Source organism: Mesorhizobium sp. AR07 (assembly GCF_024746815.1).
In the GTDB taxonomy this organism is placed as follows: domain Bacteria; phylum Pseudomonadota; class Alphaproteobacteria; order Rhizobiales; family Rhizobiaceae; genus Mesorhizobium.
The window spans coordinates 45,200-60,427 of the sequence record NZ_CP080527.1 but is presented as its reverse complement, the minus strand read 5'-3'; the positions used below and the strand labels follow the sequence as shown (position 1 = coordinate 60,427).

Genomic DNA, 15,228 nt, shown 5'->3' with positions numbered 1-15,228 from the left:
CGTGGCAATTGCGCGGGCTCTTCGTGATGAACTGAGTTTCGGGGCCGTATCTCGTCGGGAAAACCCGGTTTCGGCTCACATACCCTATTCACGGCATGTGTCCGACGAGGTGATCAAGACGCAGGACGGAATGTTGATGTCCTTCGTTCACATGAGCGGACTGTGCTTCGAGACGATCGATATCGCCGAGATCAATTCGCGCCTGCTCGGCCGCAACGATCTCATTCGGGGGTTGGCGAATTCCCGCTATGCGATCTACTCGCATATCGTGCGCCGCGAGGTGAAGCCCGCGATCGAGTCGAGCTTCGAAAATAAGTTCTGCCAAGAGCTGGATGCGCGATATACGGCGGCCCTTCGCACACAGCGCATGTTTGTGAACGATATCTACCTGACGATCGTGCGGCGCGAGCTGCAGGGCACGGTCGGGACGGCGGATCTCGTGATCCGCAAGCTTTTGGGACGAAGGGCTGCGGACGGTCGCTCTTCGAGCGAGGAGCGGGCGCTGATCGAACTCACGGACGTGATGAAAGCCGTCCGAGAGAGCCTGCAGGCGTATGGCGCGCGGGTTCTCACCGTCGTCAAGCGCAGTGACGTTTGGCATTCCGAGCCGCTGGAATTCCTGGTGCAGCTCGTCAATGGCGGATTTCCGCGGCCGATGGCGCTGCCGCGCATGAAACTCGCGGAGGCGCTAGCGACGAAGCGGCTGTTCTTCGGCCCGAATGCGCTGGAAATTCGCGGGGCGTTCCCTGGCGAAACGCGATATGGCGCCATCATTTCGGTCGGCGAGTACCCCTCCATCACGGGACCGGGGATGCTCAACCCCATGCTGAAGGTGCCGCACGAATTCATCGTCACGCAATCCTTCGCCATCATCGACAAGCCCCAGGCGCTGACCCAGATGGAGCGGGTCGGGCGCAAGATCGACATGTCGGATGAAGCCGGTTCGATCGTGGCCGATCAACTCGGTGAAGCGCGCGATGAGCTTCTGTCCTCGGAAGCGCTCTATGGCTTGCATCACCTGACGGTGCTGTGCCTCGGGAAAACCATGGACGACGTGGCGCGCTGCGTGACCGATGTCGGCACGGCGCTGACGGAGGTGTCCGCCCTGTGGGTTCGCGAGGACCTGAATTGTGAACCTGCGTTCTGGGCCAGCCTGCCCGGCAATTTCGCTTATGTCGCGCGCAAGTCGATGATCTCATCGAAGAACATGGCGGGCTTCTCCGCCTTTCATAACTATCCGAGCGGCCGGGCTGGCGGGGTGCATTGGGGAACGCCCATAAGCGTCCTCGAGACGACGTCGCAAACGGCCTACTTCTTCAACTTCCATGTTCGAGACCTCGGCAATTTCACTCTGAACGGTCCCTCGGGCTCCGGCAAGACGGTCTTGCTCGGCTTTCTCGCGGCACAGGCGCAGCGCATCACGCCGCGCCCCAAGCTGGTGATGATCGACAAGGACCGCGGCCTGGATATCTTCGTGCGGTCGCTTGGCGGCCGCTATGAGGTTCTGAAGGCCGGGGAGCCTTCCGGCTTCAATCCGTTGCGCCTGCCCGATACGCCGCGCAACCGGGATTTTCTCTTCCAGCTTTTCAGCTTCATGCTGCGTCGATCCGACGGACACGCCCACTCGACGCGCGAGGAGCAAGTCATCCGCAACGCGATCGCCCAGGTGGCGAGCGCGCCGTCCGAAGGTCGAACCATGGAGGAGTTCGCCGAGCTGTTGCGCGGTGCGATGCGCGCCGGCGATGACGATCTCTATTCGCGCTTGCAGCCATGGATGAGGCCGGATCAGCGCGGTTGGTTGTTCAACAACGCGGAAGACTCGTTTTCGATGTCGTCCATTTTCGGCTTCGACATGACGAGCGTGTTGAGCGACGCAACGACCAGCACGGCGGCCTTGCTCTATATCTTCCATCGCATCGAGGAGCTGCTTGACGGGCAACCGGTCATGATCTTCCTCGATGAAGGCTGGAAGCTGCTGGACAATGATATTTTCAGCTACTTCATCAAGGACAAGCTGAAAACCATTCGTAAGCTGAATGGCATCATTGGATTCGGCACGCAGTCAGCGGCGGATATTGTGAAGTCATCGATCGCCAACACGCTGATCGAACAGACGCCGACCAATATCTTTTTCCCCAACCCGAAGGCCGACGAGGAATCGCACAGGGCGTTCGGGCTGTCGGAGCGCGAGATCAAATGGATCCGCGAAACCCCGCCCGAAGCCCGCAAATTCCTGATCAAGCATGACCAGGACAGCGTCATTGCGCGCCTCAATCTGGGCGCGATGCCTGACGCGATCAAGATCCTCTCCGGTCGAATTGAGACGGTTCAGGAGCTCGACGCGCTGCGCGCGCGCGTGGGCGACGATCCGGAGGTTTGGTTGCCAATCTTTCTTGGGAGGGACCCGGAATGAAGACCATCATGGGCGCGACGGTCGCCCTTGTGACGATTTTCGCGGGATCGACGGCCATGGCGGCCGTGCCGGTTTCTGACAGCCCGATCTTGTCGCAGCGGAGCGAGGACAAGGCCGACAAGGTTCAGATCAAGCTCATCCAGGAGGATACGAAGTCCGCCACGCAGGGCGTCAATTGCTCGGTAACGACACCCAAAAAGGCGCAGGACGTGAAGAGCCCGAAGGCTTCGGTCGATCCGGCGAGTGGCCGGGCGTCCTTGGAACAGGCCAATCCGGACATCAAGGGCTCTTCGGCGTTCGCCTCGACCGGGTCGGGATCGGGCGCTGTCGGCGGCAATGCCGGCGAAAGGGGCCAGTTGGATATCACCGGTCAGGTTCTAGGGGGCATGAACGGCAGCATGTCAACGGTGGCCCCCAATAAGCAGTCCTTCGAGACCATGGGGCAGGATATCGGGACCGACAAAACGGTCATGGAAGCCTTCGACCGCAACAGCGCAATCCGCGCCCAAGGCGGGCTGACGTTCAACGAGGTGATCCAGGCAACCGGGTTCTTCGCCCAAGCTTTCAACGTGCGAAACATCGGCACTGCCACACTGACGGGTCGGGGATCCTCCGGACTGGTGGTGCCCACTCCCGCGTCCCCGCCGCCTGGCTCGGGCCCGCCGCCTGGCTCGGGTGGCTCGACAAGCTGTCCCGGGGCTATGAGCGGCGGCACGGCCGGCAACCCATGCTGCCCCTCGACGGACAGCGCATGCACGGCGCCGCGCACGACCGACACGGTTGAAAACGTCTCGCCCGTGCTTTCGCAAATCCAAAGGGACGCGAACAGCGCTCCCGTGACCATGACGACCGACGAACTGATGTCGGCCGTCAAGCAATATCAGGCTCAATAGGAGAAAGCGCTATGCGTGGAATTCCGTTAACAGCGGCACTTTTGCTTGGCCTTGGCGGTATCGCCTTTGCGCAAGTGCCTACGATCGACGAGGCTAATCTGGAACAGGCTCGGCAGATTGCATCGGCCACGAGCGAGATCCTCAGCACCGACCGCAACATCATGAACTATACGCAAAAGACGCTGCAGGCCGTCACGGGCGACCGGTCTAGCCAAGCCGGCCAACTCGCGCAGATGGCCTTGGGCAATGGCGGCTTCTCCATGGGGGACGCGCCTTCGCTTGGTAGCGTGATCTCGGGCGGCTCGTTGTCGTTCGCCGGCCTCGGCAATGGATCGCAGGGCATCGTTTCGAACATGATCAATGGCTTGCAGCTGGTGAAAACCATTTCGGGCCTGATCAATGGCCAGACGACGCAGATGGATAAGAACTACAGCGCCCTGGTGAACGTCGCGGCCACTGTTACCGGGCTGGTGGACTCCTCGCAAAATGGGGTGAAGACTCGTTCCAGCGCTTTTCAGTCGGGCGCTCAACGGATCGGCACGGCGCAGGACATCAAGGGCTCGATCGATCAGAACAGCCAGATCATGGTGCAAACGGGTCTGACCGTGAACGAGTTGATCGGCGCGGTGAACACCGCTACGGCTGCCGCCAACCAGGAAAACATCGATCGTATGAACCTGATCACGCAGGCCTCGCGGGGGCTCGAATACAAGTCCGGCCAATGACGGTGCGCTTTCTTCTATCAGCGGCCGCCATCATTGGCGCTGTCGCGACCTCCGGGTGCGGCCACAAGCCGCTCAAGGCTCCATGCTCGCGCGACGAGGGACCGATGCAGCCGATGGCGTTCGCGGCGCCCGAACCAAGAACAGAAGCGAAGAAGCCATTCGAGTGCGGTCCGATGAAGGCACTCAATAGCGATCCATCTCTGTTTCCAGGTGGGACGGCGAAAAAATGAACTTCAATATCACGACGCTTCTGCAACAGGTCGACAAGTTCGGCAATAACTATGTATCGCAAGCCTACCAGAACCTGGCGTCGGCCCTGACCGGCGGCGGACAGGTGGGCGTCGCCGGCCTGATGCTGACGCTGTACGTGATATTCTGGGCCATCGGCATCTGGCAGGGAACCTCGACCGGATCGGGAAAAGAGATGGTCTGGCGCCTGTTCCGCGCCTTCGTCATCTACGCTCTGGCGACGAGCTGGGGGGACTTTCAGACATATGCCTATTCGTTCGCGAATGAGACACCTTCCGCGATCGGGAACAGCCTTCTGACGAGCGTTTCGGCCAATGTGACCGGGACATCGGCCGGGCTGAACTCCGTCAACTCGGTGCAGACGGCCCTGCAAAATATCTGGGATTCGCTCGCCAATTCCACCTCCGCCTTTATCAAGAGCCTTGGGGTGTTGAACTTCGGCGGCTACGTGCTGGCGGCGATCATCCTTGTCGTCGGCGCGCTGCTCATCGGTTATGCGATCTTCCTCATCATCCTGTCGAAGATCTTTCTTTGGCTTTTGCTGGCGCTCGCCCCAGTGTTCATCATTCTTATGCTGTTCGGCTACACGACCCGGTTCTTCGCCGGCTGGGTAACCGCGATCGTGCAGTACATGTGTGTGCAGATACTGGTCTACGCATTCTGTGCCTTCTTCATCTCGATCACCCAGACTTATTTCGACGCGGTCAACCGGTCGAACGGCGCTGCGACAACGACCTTGACCGAAGCCGCGCCGCTGATCCTGATCTGCCTTGTTGGCGTGCTGCTGCTGTCGCAAATCACCAACGTTGCCGCCTCTCTCGCGGGCGGAATTGGTATTGGAACGCCTTCGTTTGGGCGCTTCTACGGCGGCGCCTTCGCAGCGATGGGCCAAGCCGGTCAGCGCAGGCTGATGGGACGCTTGGGCTGGAGCACCCGGCAGGAACGCCTGGCGGGTCGCGAGCGGGCACGCGTGAGCCTCGCACAGAAAAGGTATGAGAATTCAGCGGAATATGCACGGCTTTCCCGAAAGCTGACGGATCCCGCATAGTTTGGGGCACCAATGAGCGATGTGAAGGAAAACGCTGGGCGACCGGCGAAGGAAACCGAGTCTCCCTTGCCGTACTACGTGGATGCGGCAATCTGGGAAAAAGATATCGCGCGCCGCAATCGCTGGTCGCGATCTCTGGCGTGGTGTGTGGCAAGCGTCGCCTCGGTCATTGCCGTTGCAGCGGTGGGCGCGCTGATCCTTGCGCTGCCGCTCAAGACTTATGAGCCCTACATGGTGGTGGTTGACAAATCCACCGGGTTTGTCGAGGTCAAGCGGCCGCTAGCCGACGGTCCTTTGCAGCAGGACGAGTCGATGGGGATGTTCGATATCGTCCGTTATGTGAAGGCTCGCGAGACCTACGATCCGAAGGCGCTGAAGGACAACTTCGATCTCGCGCAATTGCTGAGCGCCGGCGATGCCTCGAGGGAGCTCGTCGAGCTTTTCAGCCCGGCAAACAAGGTGACGAACCCCGTCGTGCTGTACGGGCGAAACACCGTCGTGGCTGTGACCGTGAAGTCGGTGACGTTTCCCAACCAGAGGACGGCCCTGGTCCGGTTCATGACGGAGGAAAAGAGCCAGGCGAACACCGTGCAGCGGCATTGGGTGTCATTGATCCGGTTCCGCTACACCGGCGTGCCGGCCAAAAACGAGATCCGCTTTCAAAATCCGCTCGGCTTCCAGGTGCTCGAATATCGGCGCGATCAGGAGACGGCGCCGGCACCCACCGCGGAGACACCGCAATGAAGGTCGCCGCCATCCTGATGGCAATCGGGCTCGGCGTTTGCGCGGTTCAGCCGGCCCTTGCCGAACAGACCCCTCGGGCGGGATCTCGTGACAGTCGCATTCGCTTCGTCTGGTATCAAAAGGACGATGTGGTGTCGGTGCCGGCCAGCTATGGCGCCTCGACCATGATCGAATTCGGCGATGACGAGAAAATCGAAACTCTCGGCGCTGGCGACGTCCCGGCCTGGAGCATCGAGCCCAACAAGAAGGGCAATGTGCTGTTTGTGAAGCCGATCGAGAAGAATGCGGGCGGAAATCTCAACGTCCTGACGAACAAGCGCAGCTATGTGTTCTTCCTCAACGGCGAGTTTCGGCCGGTTGCGCAACAAGTCTATGCGATCAAGTTCCGCTATCCCGAAGAGGTGTCGGACGCGGCGCTGATGGACGAAGCCCGGGCCCGGGCGGCACAGCCGAACCGGCAGGGTTTCAAGGCCGAAAACGCCAACTCGTCCTATGCCTACAAGGGGTCGTCGGCAAATAAGCCACTCGTGATCTACGACGACGGCGTGAAGACCTGGTTCCGCTTCGATCCGGCAAGGGAAGTGCCGGCGATCTATGTCGTCGACAGCGAGCGCAATGAGACCCTTGTGAATTATCGCCGCGAGGGCGCGTACATCGTCGTCGACAAGGTCAATTACCAATGGACCCTGCGCAACGGCAACGAAGCAACCTGCGTCTTCAATCTGAGACTGAACAATGTGAACGAACCGACCGGGCTTGAACCTTACGAGCCGCAGCGTGTCGGCGGTGGGACTGTTCGGAAAGTGAGGGGACCCGATGCCATCTCCCAATGAGTACAGAATGCTCGCTGAGGAAGGCACGGCGGTCGCCGCGCCAAAATTCGGGGCAACCACATTCTTCAAGATCGCGGTTCCGCTGGGTGCGGTGGTCTTCGCTGGCTGGATGATCTATGCGGCGACGCGTGCGCCAGACAAGCCGCTGTTGACGGCGTCGGATGGCGAGGAGTTTCACACCACACAGTTTCCCGCACCTGGGCTCGATACGCCGCGTCCCCAGCTTGACAACGGGACCCTGAAAATCCCGACGCCTCCCGAGGAGCCGCCGGCGGCGCCGGCACAGCCGCCGTCGACGGTCGAGGCTCCGCCTCCCCCTCCACCAGCCTTGCAACCGCCTGCAGCTCCACCACAGGTCCAGGATGATTCCGAGGCCCGTCGTCTGGCTGAGGAAGAACGGCGCAGGCAAGAAGAAGAGGAGCGCCGCAAATGGGAGCGCTTGCGCGCCAAGCAGCTCGTCGTCGATAGCGGCGATGCGCCTGGCAGTGCGTCAGCATTGGGCGGCAATGGTACGGATGCAGCGGCCGGAAACGCAGGCGAGGGCGAGGAGGACCCCAATCGGCGTTTTTTGGCAAGGGCGAGCCAGAGCGGAGCGGATACATCGAAGGCCACGATGAACCCGCGCACGGACGCTCTGGTCGCCCAAGGGACGATGATCAAGGGCGTACTCGAGACCGCGATCCAGAGCGATCTTGCCGGTATGGTTCGGGCCGTCGTGTCGGAGGATGTGTGGTCGTTCGACGGTCGCAGGGTTTTGATCCCCGCTGGCTCCCGCCTTATCGGTGAATATCGCAGTGGCCTCGCAACCGGCCAAACGCGGGTGTTCATAGTGTGGACACGCCTGCTTCGATCGGACGGCATGTCGGTGCAGCTCGGTTCGACGGGCACCGACGAGCTCGGTCGCAGCGGCATGCCGGGCGAGGTCGACAACCATTATTTCGAGCGGTTCGGCTCGGCGATCCTTCTAAGTGTCGTGGGCGGTGCGACGCAATTCATCGCCAACCTTGGCAACGACCAGAATGGGTCGAACACCAACCAGACCTACACGGACCCGCAGACCGGACAGACGGTGACAATCCAGACGCAGCCCAACCAATACCTACAGAGCGCCCGCCAAATCGGCGCGCAACAGGTCTCGCAAAGCCTCAACCGCATTGCCGAAGAGGCGCTTCGCAATTCGATCAATATCGCGCCCACGATCCATGTCGATCAGGGGTCGCGCATCATGGTGTTCGTCCGCCGGGACCTCGATTTTTCGGAGTTCTATCCGGACCCGGTACGCGAGGCGTTGACGGAGATACGACGTGAGCGGGCAGCAAAGAACCGTCTTTCTAAATAAGGCGCTGGAGCCGGTGCGGCGCTGGCTCGACGACGATCGCGTGGTCGAAATCTGTGCAAACGGGCCTGGACTTGTGTGGGTCGAAATTGTTGGCTCGACACATATGGAGCCCTTCGACGTCCCCGAGCTCGACCGCGCCGCGATCACTTACCTCATGGAACGTATAGCGGCATCATCCTCGCAATCGATCAGCGAGGAAAATCCCTTGCTTTCGGCGGCCCTCCCCGGCGGCGAACGCTTCCAGGGCGTGCTTGCGCCGGCGACGCCGACAGGAGGCGCCTTCGCGATCCGCAAGCAGGTGGTGAAGGATATGCGCCTTGATGATTACCGGAAACGGGGGGCGTTCGATACGATCTCCGTCCAGGATCCCGGCGAATTGAGCGAGACCGACAGCGCCCTTTGCGAATATCTCGACGCCGGCAAGATCGAGGATTTCCTCCGCCTGGCCGTGCGGGAACGGTATTCGATATTGCTTTCAGGAGGCACATCGTCGGGCAAAACGACGTTTCTGAACGCCATTTTGCACGAGGTGCCTTCAGATGAGCGGATCCTCACCATTGAGGATACGCGAGAGGTTAAACCACACCAGCCCAACTATCTGCCCCTCGTCGCATCAAAGGGCGACCAGGGCCTGGCGCACGTGACCGTTGAAACGCTGCTGCAAGCCGCCATGCGGTTGCGGCCGGATCGAATCTTCCTGGGCGAGATCCGGGGAGCGGAAGCCTATTCGTTCTTGCGCGCCGTCAACACGGGCCATCCCGGATCGATCACGACGATCCATGCGGACAGCCCGACCGGTGCGTTTGAGCAGCTAGCATTGATGGTCATGCAAGCTGGGCTCGGGCTGAGCAAGGCAGAGATCATCGATTACGTGCGGTCGGTCCTGCCGATTGTGATCCAACAAACGCGCCGGGGCGGCTGGCGCGGAACTTCGGCGATCTGGTTCAACCGCATGACCGAATGGAGAGCCGCCAGAAAGGTTCCCCAGAATGTCTCGCGTATTCGCTTATAGGCTTCTCCTCGGCCTCATCGGCCTCGCCGCCTTCTTCGCTCTTTGGAGCCTGGCCTACGAGTTGGTGGCGACATGGCGGTGGAACCCCGCCCTCCCCTCTGAAGGCGCCTCGCGCTGGGGGCTTCTAAAGTACCAGAACGCGCAACGCAGCCTAAGCGGCCTGTTCGTTGCCTGGCAGCATTTCAGCCAGCGCCTGGCCTATCATCCCACGCAGAGCGAGACGATCATCCGGGGCGCGATCGCGGTCGCGGTTGTCGTGGCGATCGGCGTCGGCCTGATCTTTGCAAGCCTGATCAACCGCAAGCCAAAGCACTACGGCGATGCGCGGTTCGGCACGATCATGGACGCCGAAAGGAAAAACCTGCTGGCAAAGCAAGGCTTGATCCTCGGCAAGATGGGTGGGGCGACGATCCGCTCGGACGAGCCCGCGCACGTCTTGGTGGTCGGGCCGACCCGATCCGGCAAGGGCGTCAGCTTTGTCATTCCAAACGGCTATATGTGGCGAGGATCCTCGGTGTGGTTCGATCCGAAGCGGGAGAACTTCGAGGCGTTCGGTGCGCACCGGCAGGCTCTCGGCGATAAGGTCTTTTTCTTTTCGCCCGGCGAGCAGGATTCGCATCGCTATAATCCGCTGGATTTCATCCGGCGCGATGCGCGCATGCCGACGGACTGCGCGGTGGTCTCCTCCTTCATCATCCCCGAGGCGACAGGAAGTTCCGAGATCTGGGCGCGCGCCGGCCGGCAGCTGCTTTCGGCCATGATAGGCTATGTGCTGACGTCACCACGCTATGAGGGGCAGCGTCATTTGCGCGCCGTCGCGATGCTTCTTTCGACCGGCGTGGATTTTCTCAGGGTGCTGACGAATATCCGCAATGACGAGGAAAAATATCTGCCTTCGTGGGTCGTACACGGGCTCAACCAGTTCATTGCGCTGGAAAAGGAAACGCGAAACTCGGCCTACTTCAACCTGACGGCGGCTCTCAACCCCTGGACCAATGATCTCGTTGCAGCCGCTACGGCGTCGACCGATTTCGATATCTCGAAGTTTCGCAAGGACCCGACGGCTCTCTTCATCGGCTGCTCGGTGGCGCAGCTCGACGTGTTCCGGCCCATCATCAAACTCCTGGTTCAGCAAATCCATGATGTGCTGATGGCTTCCTCGCCAGGCCCGGACGAGCCATATCAGGTCCTGGTGATGATCGACGAGTTTCGCCAGCTCGGCAAAATGGAGTCTATCGTTTCCAAGCTGGCGATCAACGCGGGCTATGGCTTTCGCATGGTCCTGATCCTGCAGGATCTAGCCCAGCTTGACGAAGTCTATGGAAAAGCGACGCGGCAGACCACGGTGACCGCGTGTCAGGTGAAGCTTTTCATCCGCATGAACGACGTGGAGACCTCGGAACATGTCTCTGTAATGCTGGGACCGACCACGATCGAGGTGCCCACAGCGATCATCAGGGCTGGTCAAGGTATATTTGGGGGCCGAGACAAGAGTTTAAGTTTTCAGGAAAGGCCGTTCCGAACGGCGGCGGAGCTTCGGCAAATGCCGGCGAAGCAGGCCGTGGTTCTGGGCTCGAGCCCCCCTGGTTTCATGGTGCGCAAGGTCACCTATTATAAGGACGCTCCCTATAAGGCGACCTATGAGGAATTTCGGCACCGGCGCTTGAAGGTTCCGCCTCTCTCACGATGGCAGGATCTTCCGCTGCGCTCCATGGCGGAGGTCGAAGCGGCGGCTAACAACGCGCCCGCGGCACCTTTCGAGTTGGGGGAACCCGATACCGTCGAAGCGCCGGTTTCGGGCGATACAGTCTATGCCGATGCGGTGCCGCGTGCGACTGGTGAGGCGGCTGAAAGGGCTGATCCCGTCGCGTTAAAGCCGAAAGTAAAGAGCGACAGCGCGGACGCACCACAGGCGCTGCCAAGCTCAGGCCTTCCAACGGGCGGTGAGGCTGAAGCAAAGAGCGAGGTCGCCGCTGAAGTTCCGGAGTTGAAGCCGAAGCGGACCGCTCAGACGGCTGACGATGCGCCGCGGCCGCTTCCCACCCTTGGCCGGCGATCGGCGCCGGCAGCATCAAAGACGTCCGACCCGAGTGCGTCTGAAGGCAAGGCGAGTGTCTTGCAATTCCAAGTCCGGCCGGGGAACAAGTCCACGTCGATCGCCGCGCTGCTCGCATCGCTCGATCAGGAAGTGGAGGCCGGCGCTCGTTCCCTGTCACCGCCAGTGGATAGCGGAGATGTCGACGGGGTACCGTCAGCCGCTCTTGAGGCGCTGCAGGATCAAATTAGATGTCACGGCGATCGCTAGGACGTGAATTCAGTTGAATACAAATGAGCGATTTGTGTCTTCGGTGCCTATGTCGAGTGTGAGAACAAGACGAAGCGTCGCTAATCCGATGGCGGGCGCATCGAACCGTTTCGTTGCGCCTCCCGGTTCTGGGTGGGGACGTGAGCTGATTGCTGGTCCGTAAAATGCGATTGATTTTCACTCTACCCAACATGTATCAAAACCGATACAGTGCACCCCGATGAAGGTGATTGAATGGCTTGGAAGCAGCAGAGCGGATGTTCGAGCGTTTCCTGACGATGCGCGGATAGAGGCCGGCTGGCAGCTCGAACTTGTCCAGCGCGGCGACGATCCCGACGACTGGAAGCCTATGCAGATCGTGGGGGCCGGCGTCAGGGAAATCAGAGTCCGGGAGGCATCGGGAGCGTTCCGCGTCATCTATCTGGCAACGCTGGAGGACCGCGTTTTGGTGCTTCATGCGTTCCAGAAGAAGACACAGGCCACATCCAAGAAAGACCTCGATCTGGCGGCTCAACGGCTAAAACGATGGAAGGCAGAACGATGAACGTAGAAATCTATGAGAACGTCTGGGACGCCCTGGCGGACACCGAACAGGAGGCAGCAAACCTTAAAGCGCGCTCGGCGCTGCTCTACGAAATCCGTAAGGCAGTCCAGCGTTGGGGCATTCCCCAGGAGGAAGCCGCCAAGCGGCTCGGCCTGACGCGCCCTCGTATCAATGATCTGCTGCGCGGTAAGCTCGCCAAGTTCTCGCTTGACGCGCTCGTCAACATCGCCGCCTCCGCTCACCTGGATATAGAAATCCGGGTGAAGGAGGTTGCATAATCACGAGGTGTCTAATCCTCGTCTTTCCTCGGAGTACATCCGCGTTTGGACGCCAGCGTGTGCCGAACGGAGCCGCTGCCAGAGCCCGGCTTAGGGAACAACGAGCCCACGCAGTGGCGCATTACGAGGCAACTACTGCTTTTGCGGCTTTTGTGAATCCGGCTCTTCGCCTTCGACTGGAGCGGTGTTGATGCTCCTCGACTGCAGGCGCTGCAGTTCTTCGAGCCGTTCGCCTTTGACGATCTCGGGATCAAGCCGCTCGTTAGGATTCTGCGCCAATGAACGCGCGGCTTCGCTTGCGGCTTGTGCCTCGCGGGCTTCCTTCGCAGCGATGCTTTCGGCGTTGCGCACCATTTCGCGGTCTTGCGCAACCTGCTCAAGCGAGGTCGGATCAGCCGATCCGGCTCGTTCGTCGCGGATCTCCTGCTCGATGGCGCGATTACGGATCTCGCGAGCGCGATCGGCCTCAAGCCGCTCAGCTGCCTCGATCTCCTGGGCGCGATGGATCAAAGCTTCGGCGCGCGCGCCGGCAATCCGATGGGCCTGGTCTTCGCTGACATGCGTGACGCCACCTTCCTGCAGGGATTTGAGATCCGTCCGGATCGCAAGCAGCTCCATGGTGGGCGCTGCGCGCCGTAAGAACTCCGCTTTCGTCGGGCCGTTCATCATGGCCGCTGTCTTGTTAACGGTCTCGTTGATCTCTTTTAGGTTTTCCCGCATCTGGTCCGCGGTGGCATCTGAACTCATTTGAACACCCTTTCCATCTCGAATAGCAACCACAACAGTACCGGATCGGAAAGCTTGCGTCATCCGATCAATAAATTGACTCGCTATCGTGTTATCCGGCTGAGAAGCAGCAACCGAGTGCCAGTCCCGAAGGCTTGCGTGGGTGGCCTGCAGCTGGCGCGCCGAAATCGGAATCTTTATCGGGTTGGCCCTCGCGTGATTGATCCGCTGGCGGGCTTTCTCGATGACGTGCGGGTTTGCACGGGCGTAGGCGCGGTCCCGCGCCTCCCTGCCCGGCCGCGGCTTCTCGGCCGTGGCCACTATCGCCTTGTCGCGCGGACCATAGCTTTGTGATGACGCCCGATAGGCCGCGGAAGTCGCGACGATTTTCATGCCCTGCGCTTGTGCGTGCTGGGCATAGAGCGCACGCCATTCGCGAAGCTGGGCCGGACCTGGTCGCAATCGCTCACCGTCCTCGCCCTTCACGGCGACGATGGCATGGACATGAATATGGCCGCCCTCCTCGGCCATGTCGGCATGCATGCCGAAGGCGAATTTGTGATTGGGGAACTGCTCATGCAGGAACCCACGTGCGGCCCTCACCAGAGCTTGCCTGTCCTCGCCCGCTTTGGCCGACAGGATCATGTGCATGGTGTCGCGAGGCTTGTAGGAATTTAGGGTCTTGTCCCAGGACTGCGCAGTCTGCCGAACCGCCTCCTCAGACGCGATCGCGGCACCGTCGGCGCCGATCGCCGCTCCGTCATGGGTAAGGCGCGAGAGCTGGAACACGACACCGGCTTTGCCGTGGCTGGGCTCCCCAATTGGCTTCACCGAAACGGTATCCTCCTTGACCCCAAGCGCCTCGGAGATCCGCGAGGCGATCATGGCCCGGGTCGGTGCCGAGAACTGGCGATCCTGCTGGCGTCGATCGGAAAAGTGAAACCGATGCTTTATTTTCTCGTTCCCGTTCTCACCCCGCACGACGCTCTGTCCGGCCATGGTCGCGACGACGCGCGCGACGCTCGATCCGTCCTGCAGTGTGTCGATACGATAGGCGAAACCGTGGCCGGCGAAACCTGCCTGAACTGCCTGTGAAAGGCGCTCGGCATTCTCCTGCCCTGCCAGCGAAAGCCGAAACGTCGCCACATCCTCGCTCTCCCGCCGCTTGTCGAAACCCTTGCCCCACAGTTTCATTTCCTCGGCAACGGCTTCCTGCGTTGCCAGGATACGCGCGTCATGCGTCTCGAGCGCGACGCCCTCCTTCTGGATATATTGACCGATGGCGGCTGCCCTTGTGACGCCATGCCCGTAGGAAATCACCTTCAGAACGGCCGGCTGATACCCGGCCGCCAGCTTGTCGGCAGCGGCCCTCGGCCGAGGTCCGCCGGCGAGCTTCCGCCGCTTTGCTGGCAGGGCGAGGTTTAGTCGCCCGGCTTTACCGCGCGGCGGTTCCAGCTCCCCGGGAGACGAACGCGGCACGGGCGGTTCAGGTGGCTGGCTTGCCCCGAAACCGCCCTCCCCTGTCCGGCCGCGAACCGTCTTGAGCAACCAATCATTGTCATTTCCAGCAAAGGACAACATGGCCCGATGCCGGCGCTTGCGGTTCTCGTCTTCAAAAGCTGCGCTCGCGCGGATCCGATCGGCGATAGCCTGTATGGAGGACTGGTCGAGGTTCACGCGTTCTCACCATGCAGCAGATGCGCCGCCTTCCGAAGTTTCAGGCCATGCGCGATCGTCATCGCCGTCAATTCGGCGTCGACAGCTTTCACCCTCTCATCCAGTGCTTCCCATATCGGTAACGCCGCCTCCATGGGGGCAGCGTGGCCGGAATGAATGGCATGGAGAAGCTGGCTGAGGTTTCGGCCGACCATCCGGACTTGCGAGGCCAACACCGCGACAGTGCGTGAATTCTCAGCTGACAGAGCGGGACCGACATCCAGGCTGGCCCGGATAATGCGCCGCAACGTCTCCGTTCGGTCAAGCTGGAACACCTTGCAGGCCTCATCCAGGAGCGCGCCCGCCTCCGGCCCGATATCGATCCGGGAACGCTTTCGAGTGTCCTTGTGGGCGGCGCTGGTGTCCAAAATTCCTCGCTATGGCGGATGGGCCTCACGTCGAA

General features: G+C 61.0%; 13 protein-coding genes. 11 read left to right on the top strand and 2 right to left on the bottom strand.

The genetic code is table 11. The annotated features are described in order from the left end of the window. Window position 1 precedes the first annotated feature (1 nt). From BPNPMPFG_RS34710 to BPNPMPFG_RS34660, 11 genes are all read left to right on the top strand, one after another. Entirely contained in the window at window positions 2–2,413 is a 2,412-nt protein-coding gene (locus BPNPMPFG_RS34710; protein ID WP_258598036.1) for a VirB4 family type IV secretion/conjugal transfer ATPase, read from the top strand. Then, window positions 2,410–3,306 carry a hypothetical protein gene (locus BPNPMPFG_RS34705; RefSeq protein WP_258598035.1) on the top strand — a complete coding sequence of 299 codons (897 nt, stop codon included), beginning with the start codon at window positions 2,410–2,412 and terminating at the stop codon, window positions 3,304–3,306. Before BPNPMPFG_RS34710 ends, BPNPMPFG_RS34705 begins: the two co-directional genes overlap by 4 nt. Window positions 3,307–3,347: 41 nt before the next feature. Beyond that, window positions 3,348–4,031, top strand: a complete 684-nt coding sequence (locus BPNPMPFG_RS34700; RefSeq protein WP_258598034.1) for a type IV secretion system protein — start codon at window positions 3,348–3,350, stop codon at window positions 4,029–4,031. A gap of 334 nt (window positions 4,032–4,365) precedes the next feature. Next, on the top strand, window positions 4,366–5,328 hold the full coding sequence (locus BPNPMPFG_RS34695) for a TrbL/VirB6 family protein (protein WP_258598032.1): 963 nt from the start codon (window positions 4,366–4,368) through the stop codon (window positions 5,326–5,328). A gap of 12 nt (window positions 5,329–5,340) precedes the next feature. Beyond that, window positions 5,341–6,072 carry a VirB8 family type IV secretion system protein gene (locus tag BPNPMPFG_RS34690; RefSeq protein WP_258580743.1) on the top strand — a complete coding sequence of 244 codons (732 nt, stop codon included), beginning with the start codon at window positions 5,341–5,343 and terminating at the stop codon, window positions 6,070–6,072. Continuing rightward, on the top strand, window positions 6,069–6,905 hold the full coding sequence (gene virB9 / locus BPNPMPFG_RS34685) for a P-type conjugative transfer protein VirB9 (protein WP_258580742.1): 837 nt from the start codon (window positions 6,069–6,071) through the stop codon (window positions 6,903–6,905). The genes BPNPMPFG_RS34690 and virB9 overlap by 4 nt, the downstream gene beginning before the upstream one ends. Before the next feature lie 109 nt (window positions 6,906–7,014). Next, window positions 7,015–8,244 (top strand): type IV secretion system protein VirB10, encoded by a 1,230-nt coding sequence (gene virB10 / locus BPNPMPFG_RS34680; protein ID WP_258598030.1) that lies wholly within the window; start codon window positions 7,015–7,017, stop codon window positions 8,242–8,244. Then, on the top strand, window positions 8,210–9,256 hold the full coding sequence (gene virB11, locus BPNPMPFG_RS34675) for a P-type DNA transfer ATPase VirB11 (RefSeq protein WP_095204880.1): 1,047 nt from the start codon (window positions 8,210–8,212) through the stop codon (window positions 9,254–9,256). The genes virB10 and virB11 overlap by 35 nt, the downstream gene beginning before the upstream one ends. Continuing rightward, a complete protein-coding gene (locus BPNPMPFG_RS34670; RefSeq protein ID WP_258598029.1) occupies window positions 9,234–11,561 on the top strand; it encodes a type IV secretory system conjugative DNA transfer family protein in 2,328 nt (775 codons plus the stop codon). The genes virB11 and BPNPMPFG_RS34670 overlap by 23 nt, the downstream gene beginning before the upstream one ends. A gap of 220 nt (window positions 11,562–11,781) precedes the next feature. Then, window positions 11,782–12,105, top strand: coding sequence for a type II toxin-antitoxin system RelE/ParE family toxin (locus tag BPNPMPFG_RS34665; RefSeq protein ID WP_027054595.1), 324 nt, complete (start codon window positions 11,782–11,784; stop codon window positions 12,103–12,105). Next, a complete protein-coding gene (locus tag BPNPMPFG_RS34660) occupies window positions 12,102–12,383 on the top strand; it encodes a helix-turn-helix domain-containing protein (RefSeq protein WP_006205593.1) in 282 nt (93 codons plus the stop codon). Before BPNPMPFG_RS34665 ends, BPNPMPFG_RS34660 begins: the two co-directional genes overlap by 4 nt. Before the next feature lie 132 nt (window positions 12,384–12,515). Here BPNPMPFG_RS34660 and BPNPMPFG_RS34655 read toward each other — a convergent pair whose 3' ends face one another. Further along, entirely contained in the window at window positions 12,516–14,786 is a 2,271-nt protein-coding gene (locus tag BPNPMPFG_RS34655; protein ID WP_258598027.1) for a relaxase/mobilization nuclease domain-containing protein, read from the bottom strand. Continuing rightward, complete coding sequence (locus BPNPMPFG_RS34650) at window positions 14,783–15,193, bottom strand: hypothetical protein (protein WP_258598026.1); 411 nt, start codon at window positions 15,191–15,193, stop codon at window positions 14,783–14,785. The genes BPNPMPFG_RS34655 and BPNPMPFG_RS34650 overlap by 4 nt, the downstream gene beginning before the upstream one ends. Window positions 15,194–15,228 lie beyond the last annotated feature (35 nt).

Bases quoted from the DNA above. Each gene is read 5' to 3' on its own strand.
- BPNPMPFG_RS34665 (WP_027054595.1), top strand. From the start codon at position 11,782: ATGAAGGTGATTGAATGGCTTGGAAGCAGCAGAGCGGATGTTCGAGCG.
- BPNPMPFG_RS34690 (WP_258580743.1), top strand. From the start codon at position 5,341: ATGAGCGATGTGAAGGAAAACGCTGGGCGACCGGCGAAGGAAACCGAG.
- BPNPMPFG_RS34660 (WP_006205593.1), top strand. From the start codon at position 12,102: ATGAACGTAGAAATCTATGAGAACGTCTGGGACGCCCTGGCGGACACC.
- BPNPMPFG_RS34705 (WP_258598035.1), top strand. From the start codon at position 2,410: ATGAAGACCATCATGGGCGCGACGGTCGCCCTTGTGACGATTTTCGCG.
- virB9 (WP_258580742.1), top strand. From the start codon at position 6,069: ATGAAGGTCGCCGCCATCCTGATGGCAATCGGGCTCGGCGTTTGCGCG.
- BPNPMPFG_RS34670 (WP_258598029.1), top strand. From the start codon at position 9,234: ATGTCTCGCGTATTCGCTTATAGGCTTCTCCTCGGCCTCATCGGCCTC.
- virB10 (WP_258598030.1), top strand. From the start codon at position 7,015: ATGATCTATGCGGCGACGCGTGCGCCAGACAAGCCGCTGTTGACGGCG.